Origin of the sequence: Nocardioides solisilvae, assembly GCF_003194625.1 — a bacterium.
Taxonomy (GTDB): Bacteria; Actinomycetota; Actinomycetes; order Propionibacteriales; family Nocardioidaceae; genus Nocardioides; species Nocardioides solisilvae.
Genome location: NZ_QHKX01000001.1, coordinates 212,503 through 227,990 on the forward strand (window position 1 = coordinate 212,503; position 15,488 = coordinate 227,990).

The 15,488-nt window shown below is 74.8% G+C and carries 16 protein-coding genes; 3 read left to right on the forward strand and 13 right to left on the reverse strand.

From position 1 onward, the window contains the following. Window positions 1-217: 217 nt before the first annotated feature. The 9 genes from DNK53_RS01075 to DNK53_RS01115 form a co-directional block, all read right to left on the reverse strand. The gene (locus tag DNK53_RS01075) at window positions 218-562 is read right to left on the reverse strand and encodes a histone-like nucleoid-structuring protein Lsr2 (protein WP_110180477.1); all 345 of its coding nucleotides are present in this window, start codon (window positions 560-562) and stop codon (window positions 218-220) included. 304 nt (window positions 563-866) lie between these two features. Then, window positions 867-1,664, reverse strand: a complete 798-nt coding sequence (locus tag DNK53_RS01080) for a type III pantothenate kinase (RefSeq protein WP_239456300.1) — start codon at window positions 1,662-1,664, stop codon at window positions 867-869. An 11-nt stretch (window positions 1,665-1,675) separates the two neighbouring features. After that, on the reverse strand, window positions 1,676-2,596 hold the full coding sequence (gene nadC, locus DNK53_RS01085; protein WP_110181326.1) for a carboxylating nicotinate-nucleotide diphosphorylase: 921 nt from the start codon (window positions 2,594-2,596) through the stop codon (window positions 1,676-1,678). Continuing rightward, on the reverse strand, window positions 2,593-4,260 hold the full coding sequence (locus DNK53_RS01090) for an L-aspartate oxidase (RefSeq protein ID WP_239456301.1): 1,668 nt from the start codon (window positions 4,258-4,260) through the stop codon (window positions 2,593-2,595). Before DNK53_RS01090 ends, nadC begins: the two co-directional genes overlap by 4 nt. Window position 4,261: 1 nt before the next feature. Beyond that, window positions 4,262-4,678, reverse strand: a complete 417-nt coding sequence (gene panD / locus DNK53_RS01095) for an aspartate 1-decarboxylase (protein WP_110180478.1) — start codon at window positions 4,676-4,678, stop codon at window positions 4,262-4,264. Further along, entirely contained in the window at window positions 4,678-5,589 is a 912-nt protein-coding gene (gene panC, locus DNK53_RS01100; protein WP_338040986.1) for a pantoate--beta-alanine ligase, read from the reverse strand. Before panC ends, panD begins: the two co-directional genes overlap by 1 nt. An 8-nt stretch (window positions 5,590-5,597) precedes the next feature. Beyond that, window positions 5,598-6,524 (reverse strand): Rossmann-like and DUF2520 domain-containing protein, encoded by a 927-nt coding sequence (locus DNK53_RS01105; RefSeq protein WP_110180480.1) that lies wholly within the window; start codon window positions 6,522-6,524, stop codon window positions 5,598-5,600. A 149-nt stretch (window positions 6,525-6,673) separates the two neighbouring features. Continuing rightward, on the reverse strand, window positions 6,674-7,609 hold the full coding sequence (locus DNK53_RS01110; protein WP_110180481.1) for a glycosyltransferase family 2 protein: 936 nt from the start codon (window positions 7,607-7,609) through the stop codon (window positions 6,674-6,676). Then, a complete protein-coding gene (locus tag DNK53_RS01115; protein WP_239456302.1) occupies window positions 7,606-8,721 on the reverse strand; it encodes a sulfotransferase family protein in 1,116 nt (371 codons plus the stop codon). Before DNK53_RS01115 ends, DNK53_RS01110 begins: the two co-directional genes overlap by 4 nt. A 44-nt stretch (window positions 8,722-8,765) precedes the next feature. On the opposite strand from DNK53_RS01115, the gene DNK53_RS01120 reads away from it, so the two are divergent. Both DNK53_RS01120 and DNK53_RS18265 read left to right on the forward strand, forming a co-directional pair. Beyond that, on the forward strand, window positions 8,766-9,911 hold the full coding sequence (locus DNK53_RS01120; protein WP_239456303.1) for a glycosyltransferase family 2 protein: 1,146 nt from the start codon (window positions 8,766-8,768) through the stop codon (window positions 9,909-9,911). Between the two features lie 34 nt (window positions 9,912-9,945). Then, window positions 9,946-10,947 (forward strand): phosphatase PAP2 family protein, encoded by a 1,002-nt coding sequence (locus tag DNK53_RS18265; protein ID WP_162599695.1) that lies wholly within the window; start codon window positions 9,946-9,948, stop codon window positions 10,945-10,947. Here DNK53_RS18265 and DNK53_RS01130 read toward each other — a convergent pair. The 3 genes from DNK53_RS01130 to DNK53_RS01140 all read right to left on the reverse strand — a co-directional run bounded on the left by DNK53_RS01130 (window position 10,940) and on the right by DNK53_RS01140 (window position 13,390). After that, window positions 10,940-11,905: an ABC transporter substrate-binding protein gene (locus tag DNK53_RS01130; protein WP_110180483.1), complete on the reverse strand. Its 966-nt coding sequence runs from the start codon at window positions 11,903-11,905 to the stop codon at window positions 10,940-10,942. The two genes, DNK53_RS18265 and DNK53_RS01130, sit on opposite strands and share 8 nt — an antisense overlap. Window positions 11,906-11,967: 62 nt before the next feature. Continuing rightward, window positions 11,968-12,672: an ABC transporter permease gene (locus DNK53_RS01135; protein ID WP_110180484.1), complete on the reverse strand. Its 705-nt coding sequence runs from the start codon at window positions 12,670-12,672 to the stop codon at window positions 11,968-11,970. 7 nt (window positions 12,673-12,679) lie between these two features. Further along, complete coding sequence (locus DNK53_RS01140) at window positions 12,680-13,390, reverse strand: ABC transporter permease (protein ID WP_204163694.1); 711 nt, start codon at window positions 13,388-13,390, stop codon at window positions 12,680-12,682. Between the two features lie 4 nt (window positions 13,391-13,394). On the opposite strand from DNK53_RS01140, the gene DNK53_RS01145 reads away from it, so the two are divergent. Next, window positions 13,395-14,405, forward strand: a complete 1,011-nt coding sequence (locus DNK53_RS01145) for an ABC transporter ATP-binding protein (protein WP_420846469.1) — start codon at window positions 13,395-13,397, stop codon at window positions 14,403-14,405. Here DNK53_RS01145 and DNK53_RS01150 read toward each other — a convergent pair. Continuing rightward, window positions 14,395-15,480, reverse strand: coding sequence for a GNAT family N-acetyltransferase (locus DNK53_RS01150; protein WP_204163695.1), 1,086 nt, complete (start codon window positions 15,478-15,480; stop codon window positions 14,395-14,397). The two genes, DNK53_RS01145 and DNK53_RS01150, sit on opposite strands and share 11 nt — an antisense overlap. Between the last annotated feature and the right edge of the window lie 8 nt (window positions 15,481-15,488).

The window sequence follows — 15,488 nt, forward strand, 5'->3', positions numbered from 1 at the left end:
GCACAGGTGGTACGTCGTGTGTCGTCCCCGGCGTACCCGACACGGGGTCGGCGCAGCAGGAGTGCGGACACGGGTTCCAACTCCTCCGACAGCCTACGTGTTCCCGGTGACGGGGCCCACGCGGTCCGCTGACAGCGAACAGCCGCCGGCCGGGGCGGCCTCGTGGCCGCCCGGCCGGCGGCCGTGGCGTGGGTCGTGGCGTGGGCCGTGCCCAGGCTCAGTGGGCGGCGTCGTACGCCTGCCGCACCTCGGCGGGGACGCGTCCGCGCTCGGAGAGGTCGTAGCCGTTCTCCTTGGCCCAGGCCCGGATGTCGGCGGCGCTGGGGCCGCCGGAGCCGGAGCCGCCGGAGCCGGTCGAGGTGCGCCGGGTGGCGCCCCGCCGCCCGCCGGTCACCTTGCGGGCGTGGCCCACGAAGCCGGCCAGCGCCTCGCGCAGCGCGGCGGCGTTCTGGTCGTTCAGGTCGATCTCGTAGGCGGTGCCGTCCAGCGCGAAGCTGACCGTCTCGGTCGCCTCGCTCCCGTCGAGGTCGTCGACGAGCACGATGTTCACCTTCTGGGCCACGAATTCAATTCCTCTGCTGAGTCGGACCAACGCGGTCCGCAACGGGATAGGGAATCGACACCCGAAAGGCTGGTCGCCCTTTCCCCTGGCCGGGTGCCGGAACTCACCCTGCCACACGAGACAATTCCCCGACAATTGCACGTCAAGGAATATCGGCGGCAATGCGCCGGAATGGCCGGCAATGCGGGAGCAATGCGGGCGCAAATGCCGGGGCAATGGCAGGGCAATGGCGGGGCAATGCCGGGGCAATGCCGGAGCAATCGCAGGACAATGGCGCAGAATCCGCGGCCACGAATTGCGCGGGTCAGCCGCAGTTGCGCTCGTGCACCATCCGCAGGCCCTGCACCGTCAGCCACGGCGCGTGGGCCGTGAAGCACCCGCACTCGTCGAGCACCAGCGGCGCGAGGTGGCCGGTGGCCACGACCTGCACGTCGGACGGCGCGACGCCCAGCTCGGCGACCATCCGGGCGACCATCCCCTCGACCTGGGCGGCGACGCCGAAGAGCATCCCCGACTGGAGCGCTTCGACGGTGTTCTTCGCGATCACGTGGCGCGGCCGCTTCAGCTCGACCCGGCGCAGCTGCGCGCCGCGGCGGCCGAGCGCCTCGAGCGAGATCTCGATGCCGGGGGCGATCGCGCCACCGACGTAGGCACCCGCGGCGTTGACGACGTCGAAGGTGGTGGCGGTCCCGAAGTCGACCACGATGGCCGGGCCGCCGTAGGTGCGCGCGGCCGCGAGCGCGTTGACGATCCGGTCGGTCCCCACCTCGCGGGGGTTGTCCATCAGCACCGGGATCCCGGTGCGCACGCCGGGCTCCACGACCACCGCGTCGAGGTCGGCGAAGTGGGTGGCGATCATCTCCCGCCACTCCGCGAGCACGGCGGGGACGGTGGCGCAGACCGCGACGCCCGACAACCCCGCGGCGTGCTCGGTGTCGGCGAGCAGGCCGCGGACCAGCACGGCCCACTCGTCGCTGGTGCGCCGCTCGTCGGTGGCCACCCGCCAGTGGGCGACCACCTCGTCGCCGACCAGGAGGCCCAGGACGGTGCTGCTGTTGCCGATGTCGGCGGCCAGCAGGGTCCTCGCGCCCGGCTCGGCCACGCCCGGACGGTTCACGTCAGGTCCAGCCCGAGGTCGAAGACCGTCACCGAGTGGGTGAGCGCCCCGACGGAGATGAAGTCGACGCCGGTCTCCGCGACCTCGCGGGCCCGCGCCAGGGTCAGCCCGCCGGAGGCCTCCAGCTCGACGCCGCCCCCGGCCGGGTGGGCGTCGCGGAGCCGCACGGCCTCGGCCATCGTCGCCGTCGTCATGTTGTCGAGCAGCACGCGGTCGCAGCCCTCGTCGAGCAGCTCGACGAGCTCCTCGAGCCGGGTCACCTCGACCTCGACCGGCAGCCCCGGGAACGCCTCGCGCACGGCGCGCAGCGCCGGGACGACGCCGCCCGCCGCCACCACGTGGTTGTCCTTGACCATCGCCATGTCGCAGAGGCTGAACCGGTGGTTGACCCCGCCGCCGCAGCGGACGGCGTACTTCTGCAGCGCCCGCCAGCCCGGCAGCGTCTTGCGGGTGTCGAGCACCCGGGCACCGGTGCCGGCGAGCGCCTCCACCCAGTGCGAGGTCGCGGTCGCCACCCCGGAGAGGTGGCTGGCGAGGTTGAGCGCGGTCCGCTCGGCGGTGAGCAGGCCGCGGGTCGGGCCGCTGACGGTCATCACCCGGTCGCCGGGGGCGACGCGGGTCCCGTCGGGCACCCGGTCGGCGATGGTGACGTCGTCGCCCATCACCACCGCGAAGACGGCGGCGGCCACCCCGAGCCCGGCGACCACCCCGGCCTCGCGGGCGTTGATCCCGGCGGTGCCGCGCTGGTCGGCCGGGATGGTGGCGACGCTCGTGGTGTCCACGCCGCCGTCGGGGAGGTCCTCGTCGAGGCCGGCCAGGACGAGGCGGCGGACCGCGTCGGGGTCGAGGCCGGCGACCCACAGCTCGCCGGCGAGGTCGTCGGGGAGCGCGTCGGGGGCGGCGTACGTCGGGTTCATGCGGGGCTCCCGTCGGTCGGGTCGGTCGAGGGCGCAGGCGTCCACCGGGCGCGCAGCCCGCCGTCCTCCAGCCACGCGTCGACGTGGCCGGCGACCTCGGGGTCGCGGCCGGGGAAGTCCTCGCGCCAGTGGGAGCCGCGGGTCTCGGTGCGCAGCCGGGCGGCCTCGGCGAGCGCCGCGCTGACGGTGAGCAGGTTGGTGGTCTCCCACGCGTCGACCCCGGGCTCGGCGGGGGCGGCGAGGCCGTCGGCGGCGAGCCGCTCGATCTCGGCCAGGGCCGCGCGCAGCCCGTCCTCGTGGCGCAGCACCCCCACGTGCAGGGTCATCAGCTCCTGCAGGCGGGCGCGGACCCCGCCGGGGACCAGCGCCGGCGTCGCCGCCGGGGTCACCGGCTCGGCCCAGCCGCGCAGCTCGCCGGGCAGCACCTCGGCGATCCGCCGGGAGAAGACGAGCCCCTCCAGCAGGGAGTTGGAGGCCAGCCGGTTGGCGCCGTGCACCCCGGAGCAGGCCACCTCGCCGGTGGCGTAGAGGCCGGGGACGCCGGTGCGGCCGTGGAGGTCGGTGGCGACCCCGCCGGAGGCGTAGTGCTGGGCGGGCGCGACCGGGATCAGGTCGGTGACGGGGTCGACGCCGTGCGAGCGGCAGGTGGCGAGGATCGTCGGGAAGCGACGCTCCCAGAACTCGGCCCCCAGGTGCCGGGCGTCGAGCCACATGTGGGGCCGGCCGGTCTCGAGCATCCGCCGGGTGATCGCCTTGGCCACCACGTCGCGGGGGGCGAGGTCGGCGAGCTCGTGGACGCCGGCCATCAGCCGCGTCCCCTCCCAGTCGACCAGGAAGGCGCCCTCGCCGCGGACCGCCTCGGAGATCAGCGGCTGCTGGCCCTGCGAGTCGGCCCCGAGCCACATCACGGTCGGGTGGAACTGGACGAACTCCAGGTCACGGGCCACCGCGCCGGCGCGCAGCGCGAGCGCGGTGCCGTCGCCGGTGGCCACCGCGGGGTTGGTCGAGGCCGAGAAGACCTGGCCCAGCCCGCCGCTGGCCAGCACGACTGCCCGGGCGTGGACGGCGCCCACCCCGTCGCGCTGTCCCTCGCCGAGCACGTGGAGGGTCAGGCCGGCGACCCCGCCCTCGGCGTCGAGCAGCAGGTCGACGGCGAGCGCGTGCTGGACCACCTCGATCTGCGGGGCCCGCTCCACGGCGGCGATCAGCGCGCGCTGGATCTCGGCGCCGGTGGCGTCGCCGCCGGCGTGCGCGATCCGGTCGCGCAGGTGGCCGCCCTCCCGGGTCAGGCTCAGCTCGCCGTCGGGGTGGTGGTCGAACTCGGTGCCGAGCGCGATCAGCTCGTGCACGGCGGCCGGTCCCTCGGTCACGAGCACCCGGACCGCCTCGACGTCGCAGGCGCCGGCGCCCGCGACCAGGGTGTCCCGCTCGTGCTGCGCCGGGGTGTCCCCCGGCCCGAGCGCCGCGGCGATCCCGCCCTGGGCCCACTGGGTGGAGCCGGCGTGCAGCACGTCCTTGGTGACCACCAGGACCCGCAGGTCGGGGTCGGCGGCGTCGATCCGCAGGGCCGCCGTCAGTCCGGCGATCCCCGACCCGACGACGACGACGTCGGCCCGGGTGGTCCACCCCGGCTCGGGGGCGACCAGGCGGGACGGCAGCCGCACCTCAGCGACCGATCAGGTCGCCGCGCTGCAGCGACGGGTCGCCGAAGGTCTCGGCGGGGTCGAAGCCGGTGGCCAGCACCTTGTTGTCGGCGTCGACGAAGACGACGCTCGGCTGGAACTCCTTGGCCTCGGCGGTCTCCATCTGGCCGTAGCCGATGAGGATGACGAGGTCGCCCGGGTGCACCAGGCGCGCGGCGGCGCCGTTGATCCCGATGATCCCGGAGCCGCGCTCGCCGGCGATCGTGTAGGTCTCGAGGCGGGCGCCGTTGTCGATGTCGACGATGTGCACCAGCTCGCCCGGCAGCAGGTCGGCCGCGTCGAGGAGGTCCTCGTCGACGGTGACCGAGCCGACGTAGTGCAGGTCGGCCTGGGTGACCGTCGCGCGGTGGATCTTGCTCTTCATCATGGTGCGCAGCATCAGAGGTCTCCTTCGGTGGCGCGTGGTTCCCGGCGGGCGCCGAGGGTGAGGGGCATGTTGTCGATGAGCCGCGTGGTGCCCACGCGCGCGGCGACGAGGATCCGGGCCTCCGTGCTCTCGGGCACGGGACCGGCGGGGAGGGGACGCAGGTCGGGGAGCCGCAGCTCCAGGTAGTCGAGGTCGACGCCGTGGGCCTGCCGGAGCTCGGCGCGGGCCGCCTCCAGCGCCACGTCGGGGCCCCAGTGGGCGGCCTCGCGGGCGGCCACGAGCACCCGGTGCAGGGCCGCCGCGCGGAACCGCTGCTCGGGGTCGAGGTAGCGGTTGCGGCTGCTCAGGGCCAGCCCGTCGGCCTCGCGGACGGTCTCGGCCCCGACCACCTCCACCCCGAGGCAGAGGTTGGTCGCCATCTGCGTGATCAGCACGAGCTGCTGGTAGTCCTTCTGGCCGAAGACCGCGAGGTCGGGGCGGACCAGGCCGAAGAGCTTGGCCACCACGGTGAGGACGCCCCGGAAGTGGGTGGGCCGGGTGACGCCCTCGAGCTCGGCGGCCAGGGGGCCCGGGTCGACGGTGACCTGCTCGTCGGTGCGACCGGCCTCGACGCCGCCGGGGTAGACCTCCTCGGCGGTCGGCGCGAAGACGACGTCGACGCCCTCCCCCGCGCAGACCTCGAGGTCGGCGTCCAGGGTCCGGGGGTAGCGGTCGAGGTCCTCGCCCGGGGCGAACTGGAGCGGGTTCACGAAGACGCTCACCACGACGCGGCCCTCGGGGCCGACGCGGCGCCGGGCCTCGCGGACCAGGCTGGCGTGCCCCTCGTGCAGCGCACCCATCGTGGGGACCAGCGCGACCCGGCCGCGCTCCCCCGGGGCGCCGAGGGAGGCGACCAGCTCCTCGCGCGAGTGCGCGAGCGTCACGGGGGCGCTCATCTGGCCGGGCGGCGCTCGTCGGGGCGCAGCACGCCGGTGACGGCGACGCCGCGGGCCGCGGCGTCGAGCAGCTCGAGGATCCGGGCGGCCCGGATGGGCAGCACCCGGCCGTCGGTGACCACCCGGCCGAGCGTGGCGCGGCCCAGGGCGACGTACGACGGCACCGTCTGCGGGGCGTTCGCCTGCAGGTCGACGAGGTGGGCGGCGACCGTCTGCACGTCCCCGCGGACGATCGGGCCGGTGAGCGCGGCGTCGCCGGCGTCGAGCGCGTTGTCGAGGGCGGCGGTGAGCAGCGGGCGCAGGATCGCCGCCGGCTCGTCGGCCCCGGAGGCGGCCAGCATCTCCATCGCCTCGGCGACGAGGGTGACCAGGTGGTTGGCGCCGTGCGCCAGGCCGGCGTGGTAGAGCGTCCGCTTCTCCTCGGGCACCCAGATCCGGCGGGCGCCGAGGTCGGCGACGAGTCGCTCGACGAGCGGGCGCTCGTCGGGACCGGCGGTCGCCCCGAGGACGCAGCCGGCGAGCCGGGGCAGGTCGATGGCGGTGCCGGTGAAGGTCATCGCCGGGTGCAGCGCGACCGGCCGGGCGCCGACGGCCGCGGCCGGGGCGAGCACGGCCAGGCCGTGCCGGCCGGAGGTGTGCACGACGTGCTGGCCCGCGCGGAGGGCGCCGCTGTCGGCCAGGGTGGTGACGACGTTGCCGAGCATGTCGTCGGGGACGGTGAGCAGCAGCAGGTCGCAGGCGCGCGCCACGGCGGTCGGCTTGGCGACCGGGACGCCGGGGAGCAGCTGCTCGACGCGGGCGCGGGAGGCGTCCGACTCGGCGGCGGCGGCGACCACGTCGTGGCCGGCGGCGCGCAGCGCGGCGGAGAGGACGGCGCCGACGCGACCTGCGCCGACCACGCCCACCCGGAGGGTGGCGTTCATGGGGTGGACCTCTCGTTTCAGTCCCGCCGACCACTCCTCCGCTCGCGCGGTGGAGCCGGTACGGGTACCAGACGATGTGGCTCGTGCTGCTCTTTTCAACGACGAGGTTACGTCCCTGCTTCCCCCGTGTGAACAGACCGGGGTGTGACCTAGCCCACGGCGTGCGCCGGGTCGTCCACCACGAAGGGCCGCGGGGCCCGGGGCAGCCAGGCGTGGGTGACGTGGTCGACCACGTGGACGCCGTCGGGGGCGACGATCTCGACGACCCCCTCGGGCACCGTCCCCTCCTGCAGCGCGTTCCACACGGTCCACTCCCGCCGCTTGCGGCGGTTGCGCAGGCTCGTGGCGAAGGAGGCCGGGTCGGTCCAGTGGGCGAACTCGTCGCCGTCGAGCCACTTCAGCTCCACGCAGAGCCCCTGCGGGAGGGCGAACATCTCGAACCGCTCCGGGGTGGTCCGGATCTCCCACTCGGGCGCCTTGGAGTAGACGAAGTCGGGCCCCATCGGGAAGCCCCACTCCTCGATGTTGCGCAGGCCGAGGTCGAGGAAGGCGCGCCGCTCGGACTCGACGTACAGCCCGTGGCGGGGGAAGCGGATCACGGCGTCGGTGCTGCCCACCTGCCACGACAGGTCGGCCATCGAGACCTCCCCCTCGGTGGTGAGCACCATGTCGCCGTCCCACTTCCAGCTGTAGCGGGTCCGGACGTGGGCGAAGCACCAGTTGTAGAAGTAGGCGAGGGAGTGGACCGAGCGCTCGGGCACCGCGAGGTGCTCCGCACCGGCCCGGGCGACGTCGAACGGGTAGTGCTCGAGCGTCAGCCGGTCGGCGTGGCCGGCCTCGCGGGCGACCCGCAGGGCCTCCTCGCCGGTGCCGTCGGTCGAGTTGTTGTCGACCACCAGCACGTGGTCGACCGCGCGCAGCAGCGGGGGCAGCACGAACCGCAGCCCGGGCGCCTCGTCCTTGACCCGCAGCACCGCGGTGGCGCCGCGCCGCAGCCCGCCGGGACGCCGCCACGGCCAGGTGATGTCGTAGTCGGTGTGTCCCTCGAGGTTGGCGATGCCGTCGCCCCGACCGATCGGGATCACGGCTGGCCCGGGGTCCGCTCGCGGCCGAGCGCCCGCCGGACGCCCCGGCGCACCGACGGCGGGATCTTGGCCCGCACCTCGTGCGGCACCAGCTCGGCGAGACCGGGGCGCTCGTCGCGCGCCGCCGCGGCGTCCTCGCGGGCCTGCGCCACGCGGGCGGCGACCACCGACGACTTCGAGATCGCCTCGGACTCCTCGTAGAGCGACGTGTAGGCGTCGCGCAGCTGGTCGAGGGTGACGTGCGCCTGCGGCGTGTCGCCCCCCTCGTCGGCCAGCCCGTCGAGCACCGACCAGGTCTCGGCGACCAGCTCGTGCAGCCGGGGCGGGAGGGAGAGGTCGTCGAGGGTGGTGGTGACCCGGCGCAGGCTGGGGTCGATGAACCGGTGCACCTCGCGGATCTGGTCGCTGCGGGTGTGGATCACCGACTGCACGTCGAGGTGCCGGCCCAGCGCCGTCGTGGTCCGCACCCAGTCGCTCAGCAGGTCCTCGTAGCGGACGAAGACGCGCCCGCCCCCGACGTGGGAGCCGCTCAGCGACTCGCGGGTGGCCTTCTCGGTGTGCAGCAGCATGTTGAGCCAGCTGGCCGCCAGGTGGGCCGAGCCGAGCTTGTTGGCGTAGTACTTCTGCTTGCTGCCGACCACCTCGGCGGGCGGTCGGAGCATCGTGGCGAAGACGGGGGTCGCGCCGGTGCGGATCGCGGCGACCCGCCACAGGCCGAGGAACCAGCTGAGCCGCGGGTCCTTGACGACGAGCTCCGGGTGCTCGGCGAAGTGGGTCTCCAGCCAGTCGGAGACGCGGATCCGGGCCGGCTCGCGGCTGGAGATCCGGCCCGTCTCGAACCACGCGGCCGGGCGGGAGTCGCTGACCTGCACCCCGGCCTCGCGGAGCCACTCGTCGTGGACGTCGACGGCCCACCGCGGCTCGCCGAACCCCTTCGGGTTGGACGCGTCGGCCTCGACCTCGGGCTGGGGCACGTGCATGCCCAGCAGGCTGAGGATCCCCGCCAGCGTGCTGGTCCCGCTGCGACCGGCCCCGGCGACGAAGAGGACCTTCCGGGGCACGCCCTCGGGGTTCAGCTCGTCGATGGCACGGGCACGGGCTTCTCCAGTCACGGTCGGTGAGCCTATCCGAGGAGGCCGCTGGTTACCCTCGCCGCATGAGGTGGAGGCTGCGGGGTCGCCGGCGCGAGCCCCTCGTCGGCGTCGTGGTGCCGGCGTACGGCGTCGAGCAGTGGCTGCCGGAGGCCCTGGCCAGCCTCACCCACCAGGAGCACACGGCGTGGCGGGCGGTCGTCGTCGACGACGGCTCCCCCGACCGCACGGGCGAGATCGCCGAGGAGCTCGCCCGCGGCGACGACCGGATCCGCGTGCTGCACACCGACAACGGCGGCCTCGGGGCCGCCCGCAACCGCGGGGTCGCGGCGCTGCTGGCCGACGGCCCGACGGTCGACCACCTCGGCTTCCTCGACTCCGACGACGTCCTGCCGCCGCGGGCGCTGGCCGACCTGGTCGGGTCGCTGGAGGCCAGCGGCTCCGACTTCGCGGTCGGCTCCGTGCTGCGCTGGGAGGCCCCGCCGCCGCAGGGCGCCGGGCTCCACGAGCCGCCTTGGGTACGACGCCTGCACACCCCGCCGCGGACCGGCGCCCGGATCGCCGACCACCCCGAGGTGCTCGGCGACGTCTTCGCCTGGAACAAGCTCTTCCGGCGCTCCTTCTGGGAGGCGGCCGACCTCTCCTGGCCGGAGCGGATCCGCTACGAGGACCAGCCGACGACCACCCGGGCCTATCTGGCCGGCACCTTCGACGTCCTGGCCGAGCCGGTCTACCACTGGCGGATCCGCTCCGACGGCTCCTCGATCACCCAGCAGCGCAGCTCGGTGGAGGACCTCGTGGACCGGTGGGAGACCAAGCGGATGGCGCTGGCGTCCGTGCGCACCCACGGTGACCCGCGGGTGACCGAGGTCTTCGTCGACCGGGTGCTCCCCGGCGACCTGTGGCGCTACTTCGAGCTGGTGCCCGGCTGCTCCGACGCGTGGTGGCGGCTGCTGCGCGACGGCGTCCTGGAGCTCTGGGGCGGGCGCTCCCTGGTGCACTCGGGCCTCCCGCCCGTGCACCGGCTCTGCGGGTACCTCGTGGAGCGGGACCGGCGCGAGGAGGCGGCCGCGCTGATGACCTGGGTGGCGACGCTCCCAGGCCCCGTTCCGCGGAGCCCCGACGGGGAGCGGCTCGCGGTGCCCGCCGACGTCGTCCGCCCGGGCACCCTGCCCGACGAGGCCCTGGCGGTCCGCCCGCACGAGCGCTGAGCGAGGTGTCGGCCCCCTGCTCTACCGTTGCGCTGTGCAGACGGGCGGGCAGGGCGGGGAGACGCGGGAGCGCCCCCCGGGCGAGGTCGTCCTCGACCCGCAGGCCGTCGCGCTCCTCGAGGGCGACGGTCCCGTCACCTCGCGCCGGGCCCGGATCCTGGCGCTGGCCGTCTGGACCGCGGCGCTGGCCGGCTGGATCGAGCTCGTCGAGCTGCCCAAGTCGGTCTACCAGGCCTTCACCTGGACCTGGCTGGCGGTCATCGCCTGGAACGTCCAGGCCCCCTGGCGCTCCCACCTGGCCTTCCTCCGGGACTGGCTGCTCCCGCTCGCGGTGCTCACCTTCTACCTCTACAGCCGCGGCCTCGCCGACGACCTGGGCCTCGTCGGCGTGCACGTGACGGAGCCGATCGAGGCCGACCGCGCCCTCTTCGGCGGCACCCTGCCGACGGAGTGGCTGCAGGCCCGGCTGTGCGGCGTCCCGTGCGAGCGGACCGCGCCGCGGGCCTGGTACGACGTCGTGCTCACCACCGTCTACTACTCGCACTTCTTCGTGGCCCCGGTGACCGCCGCCGTGCTGTGGGTGCGGCACCGGCCGGCGTGGGTGCGGTTCATGCGGCGCTACCTCGGCCTCAACGTCCTGGCCCTGGTCGTCTACGTGCTCTACCCGATGTCGCCGCCGTGGCTGGCCTCGCGCGACGGCTTCCTGACCGACGACATCGCCCGGATCACCGGCCGCGGCTGGTACGACCTGGGCCCCGGCAACTTCCAGGACTCCTTCTCGGCGGTCGGCAACCCGGTGGCGGCGATGCCGTCGCTGCACGCCGGCATCGCGTTCTTCCTCTCCGTCTACGCCTTCTCCCGCTGCCGGGGGCTGCTGCTGCGGGCCGTGCTGGTCGCCTACCCGCTGGTGATGGCGTTCGCCCTCGTCTACTACGCCGAGCACTACGTGGTCGACGTGCTGGCGGGCTGGCTCGCCGCCGGCGCCGTCCTGGTGGCCGCCGCCGCCTGGGAGCGGCGGCGGCCCCGCGTCAGCTGACCAGGCCCTCCTCCTCCAGGAACCGCTCCGCCACGTCCTCGGGCTTGGCCCGGTCGACGGAGACCTCCTGGATCAGCCCGGCGAGGGTGTCGTTGTCGAGGGCGGCCATCAGGTCCTCCAGCAGACCCTGGACGTCGGGGTTCGCCTCGAGGAACTCGGTGGAGACGGCCGGGACGAGGTTCTGCGCGGGCTGGATCCCCCGGTCGTCCTCGAGCAGGACCAGGCCCTGCTCCTCCAGCGTCCCGTCGAGCGTCCCGGTCTGGCCGAGGTCGGCCTCGCCGTCGAGGACCGCCTTGTAGGTCTCGGGGCTGCCGTAGCCCAGCGGGAGCAGCTTGGTGACGTCGATGCCGTAGGTCTCGCGCAGCCCCTTCTCGCAGTCGTCGCGGCCCTCGCAGTCGGGGGCGGCCGCGAGCACCGTGGGCTCCCCCTCGAGGTCGGAGAGCGCGGTGATCCCGTCGGCCTCCGCCCGCTCGGCGGTGATGAAGTAGGCGTTCTGGGACGTCGCGTCCGACGGGGTGAGGAGGGTGATCCCGGCGTCCTCGAGCAGCGGCGTCGCGGCCTCGATCGACTCGGTCGGGTCGTTGGTCGTGATCGGCTCGGCGTCGGCGCCGTTCGCGGTCGTGTTGAGGTGGTCGGAGATGCCGGCGACGTACTCCGGGACGATGTCGACGTCGCCGGGGAACTCGGCCATGTAGACCGCACGGGTGCCCACCAGCCGGGTCGTCACGTCGTACCCGGCGTCGTCGAGGACCTCCTCGTACATCGCGGTGACCAGCGTCGCCTCGGGGAAGTTCTGGCTGGCCAGGGTGACCGCGCCGCGGTCCTGGTCGGAGCCGTCGCTGCCGCCGTCGTCGTCGGAGGCCAGGTCGTCCCCGGCGCAGGCGCCGAGGAGCAGGAGCGAGGCGACCGCGGCGGCCGCGGCCCCGCGTCGCCGGTGGGTGCGGGTGGTGTGCTTCATCGTGTTCTCCCTCGATCGTTGCTGTTCCTCGACGGCCCCCGGCGGGGCCCGGCCCTCGGTCCTCAGGTGCTGGCCGGCGCGAGCTGGGCGCGGCGGGCGGCACCGCGTTGTACCCCCGCGCCCGCGATCTCCAACACCAGCGCGCCGGCGGCGACCACGAGCGCGCCGGCAAGCCCCTGGCCGTAGTCGTTGCGGTAGAAGCCGTCGGTGATCACCCGGCCCAGGCCGGGCCCGGCGACCAGGGCGGCGATCGTGGCGGTCGCCCACACCTGGACCAGCGCCAGCCGCAGCCCGGCCACCACCAGCGGCAGCGCGAGCGGCAGCTCGACGCGCCAGAAGCGCTGCCGCCCGGTCATCCCCATCCCCCGGGCCGCCTCCTTGACGTCGCCGGGCACCTCGGTGACCGCGACGTAGGCGCCGGTGATGATCGGCGGCAGGGCGAAGAGCATGAGGGCGATGAGGGTCGCCGCGCCGGCGCGGCCGTAGGGCCCCAGCGTCGCGCTCCCCGGCCACTCGGCGGCGACCAGGATCGCCAGCAGCGCGAAGGTCGGCACCGCCCGGCCGACCGCCGACACGTTGATCGCCACGAAGCCGCCCCGCCCCAGGTGGCCCAGCCAGAGCGCCAGCGGGAGGCCGAGCGCGGTGGCCAGCGCGAGGGCCGTGCCGGTGAGCAGCAGCTGCTGCCACAGCAGGGCGAGCATCCCGCCGTCCCCGCGCCAGCTGGCGGCGTCGGTCAGGTGGGCCCACATCTCCTCGAAGACCCTCATCGGCGCCTCACGCCCGGCTCCACGGGGTCAGCGCCCGCTGCAGCAGCACGAGCAGGCCGTCGAGCAGCACCGCCAGCGCGACGCAGAGGACGGCCGCGGTCAGCACCTGCGCCCGGAACGACTCCGCGACACCGGTGACCAGCAGGTCGCCGAGACCGCCGTGCGAGACCAGCGCCCCCACGGTGGTGAGGGCGACGGTGGAGACCGTGGCCACCCGGATCCCCGCCATGAGCACCGGGAGGGCGAGCGGCAGCTCGACCCGCAGCAGCCGCCGGGTCGGGGCGTAGCCGAGCCCCCGGGCCGCCTCGCGGACCTCGGGGGGCACCGCGCGCAGCCCGTCGAGCAGCGCCCGGACCAGGATGGTGAGCGCGTAGAGCGCGAGCCCGAGGACCACCGTGGTGGCGGTCAGCCCGGTGAAGGGGACCAGCAGCGGGAAGAGCGCCAGCGAGGGGATCGTGTAGAGACCGGTGGCCGCAGCCGTGATCGCCGTCTCGAGCCTCGGCACCCGGCGCGCCAGCAGCGCCAGCGGCACCGCGAGCAGCAGGCCGAGCAGGACCGACGAGACGCTCAGCACCACGTGGGACCCGAGCGCGGAGAGGATCTCCTCGCGGCGGTCGACCAGGTAGTCGCCGCAGACCCACTCGTTGCGCAGCCGGCTGTAGCAGCTGGGCCCCTCGGCCGCCTGCCGCACGGCGCCCGCCGTCACCAGTAGGGTCACGGGCATGGACGCTACCGGGTCGGGCGCCCCTGGGGCCACGGACGAGACGCCGATGCTCCGGCTGGTGGGCCTCGGCAAGACGTACGACGACGGCACGGTCGCCGTCCGCGAGCTCGACCTCGACGTCGGGCGGGGCGAGCTCGTCTGCCTGGTCGGCCCCTCGGGCTGCGGCAAGTCGACGACGCTGAAGATGGTCAACCGGCTGATCGAGCCGACGACGGGCCGGATCCTGCTGGACGGCCAGGACGTCACCGGCATCGACCCGCACGCGCTGCGTCGCACCATCGGCTACGTCATCCAGCAGGTCGGCCTCTTCCCCCACCAGCGGGTGGAGGCCAACGTGATGACGGTGCCGCTGCTCCTCGGCGACTCGCGCGCCGCTGCCCGGGAGCGGGCCCGGGAGCTGCTCGCCCTCGTCGGCCTGGACCCCGACCTCTACGGCTCCCGCTACCCCCACCAGCTCTCGGGTGGCCAGCGGCAGCGGGTCGGGGTGGCACGGGCCCTGGCGGCCGACCCCCCGGTGCTGCTGATGGACGAGCCGTTCGGCGCGGTGGACCCGGTGGTCCGCCACCGGCTGCAGGACGAGTTCCGCCGCCTGCAGCGCGACCTGGGCAAGACCGTCGTCATGGTCACGCACGACATCGACGAGGCGGTCCGGATGGGCGACCGGGTCGCCGTCTTCGCCGAGGGCGGCCGGCTCGCCCAGCACGGCACCCCGCAGGAGCTCCTGGCCCACCCCGCCGACGACTTCGTCGCCGACTTCGTGGGCGCCACCAAGGGGTTGCGCCGGCTGTCGGTCACCCCGATCGACGAGGCCCACCTGGAGCCCCTCGAGGGGGTCTCCGCCGGTCAGCTGGGGGCGGCCATCGACATCGACTCCACGCTGGAGGACGCGCTGGCGCTCATGCTGCGCGACGACAAGCCGATGATCGGGGTCCGGCGCGGCCCCCGCTTCCTGGGCGTGCTGACCCCGGCCGGGGTGCACGCGCAGCTGCGGGCCTCGCTCAGCCCGTGACCGGCACGTCCCGGTGCCACGACTCGGTGACGTACTTCGTCGCCCAGCCCATGCCGGTGTAGAGCCCGTCCGCACCCGTCGGGGAGTCGGCGTCCACCTCGAGCCCCACGCGGTCGCGGCCGCGGGCCGCGGCGTCGGCGATCACCGTGCGCAGCAGCCCCTTGGCCACCCCCCGGCCGCGGGCCGACTCCAGCACGCCCAGGTAGGAGACGTAGGAGCCGTCGGGACCCGTCGACGACTCCGAGACCGTGCCGACGAGCGCGCCGCACGGCTCGGGCTCGTCGCCGTCGAGCAGCTCGGCCAGCCACCAGTGGTCCCACCGGTGGCCGGGGTCCTCGCGGAGCCGGTGCACGAACTCCTCGAACGTCTCCTCCGACGAGTTGAAGTGGTCGGTGAACGCCCCCTCGAGGACGCCGTGGACCGCCCGCAGGTCGGCCTCGTCGGGCATCCCGTCGCCCCGCCGGCGCACGGCACGGAAGCGGACGCCGCGGTCCTCCCACCGTCGCGGGTCCGGGACCAGCCCGGCCTCGTCGGCGACCACCGGCCGGCTCATCTGCCACCAGGTGCGGACCTTCTCGAAGCCGCGGTCGGCCAGCCAGCGGTGCTGGCGCTCGTCGTCGGCGAAAGCGCCCGTGTCGATCTGCTGCACGTCCAGCCCGCGGGCGGCGCCGACCGCCCGCGCCTGCGCCTCGGCCCAGTCGAGGAGCGCCCGCGAGCAGCGGTGCGCCTGCGCCTCGGGGATCGACCGGTCGACCACGTGCACGAGGAGCATCCGCCCCAGGGACCGGTCGTGGACGCTGCCCCAGGCCCGGATCACGCCCTCGGCGTCGCGGACCACCAGGTTCTCGCGCATGGCCAGCCCGTGCTCGGAGACCTCGACGAGGACGTCCTGCTCGGACGCCCCCGCCCAGCCCCGGCCTGCCCGCTCGTGCTCGCGCAGCAGGCGGGTGAGACGGGCGACGTCGGACGCGGAGCTGCCGTCAGGGGCCCCCGCCGACCAGCCGTCGGGCAGGCCTGGGTCGTCCGGCAGGGCCGCGTCCGGGTCGCTCTCGAACCTGTTGTCGTCGGGGATCACCCGCCGAT

Bases quoted from the DNA above. Each gene is read 5' to 3' on its own strand.
- DNK53_RS01120 (WP_239456303.1), top strand. From the start codon at position 8,766: ATGAGGTGGAGGCTGCGGGGTCGCCGGCGCGAGCCCCTCGTCGGCGTC.
- panD (WP_110180478.1), bottom strand. From the start codon at position 4,678: ATGCTGCGCACCATGATGAAGAGCAAGATCCACCGCGCGACGGTCACC.
- DNK53_RS01145 (WP_420846469.1), top strand. From the start codon at position 13,395: ATGGACGCTACCGGGTCGGGCGCCCCTGGGGCCACGGACGAGACGCCG.
- nadC (WP_110181326.1), bottom strand. From the start codon at position 2,596: ATGAACCCGACGTACGCCGCCCCCGACGCGCTCCCCGACGACCTCGCC.
- DNK53_RS01135 (WP_110180484.1), bottom strand. From the start codon at position 12,672: ATGAGGGTCTTCGAGGAGATGTGGGCCCACCTGACCGACGCCGCCAGC.
- DNK53_RS01105 (WP_110180480.1), bottom strand. From the start codon at position 6,524: ATGAACGCCACCCTCCGGGTGGGCGTGGTCGGCGCAGGTCGCGTCGGC.
- DNK53_RS01130 (WP_110180483.1), bottom strand. From the start codon at position 11,905: ATGAAGCACACCACCCGCACCCACCGGCGACGCGGGGCCGCGGCCGCC.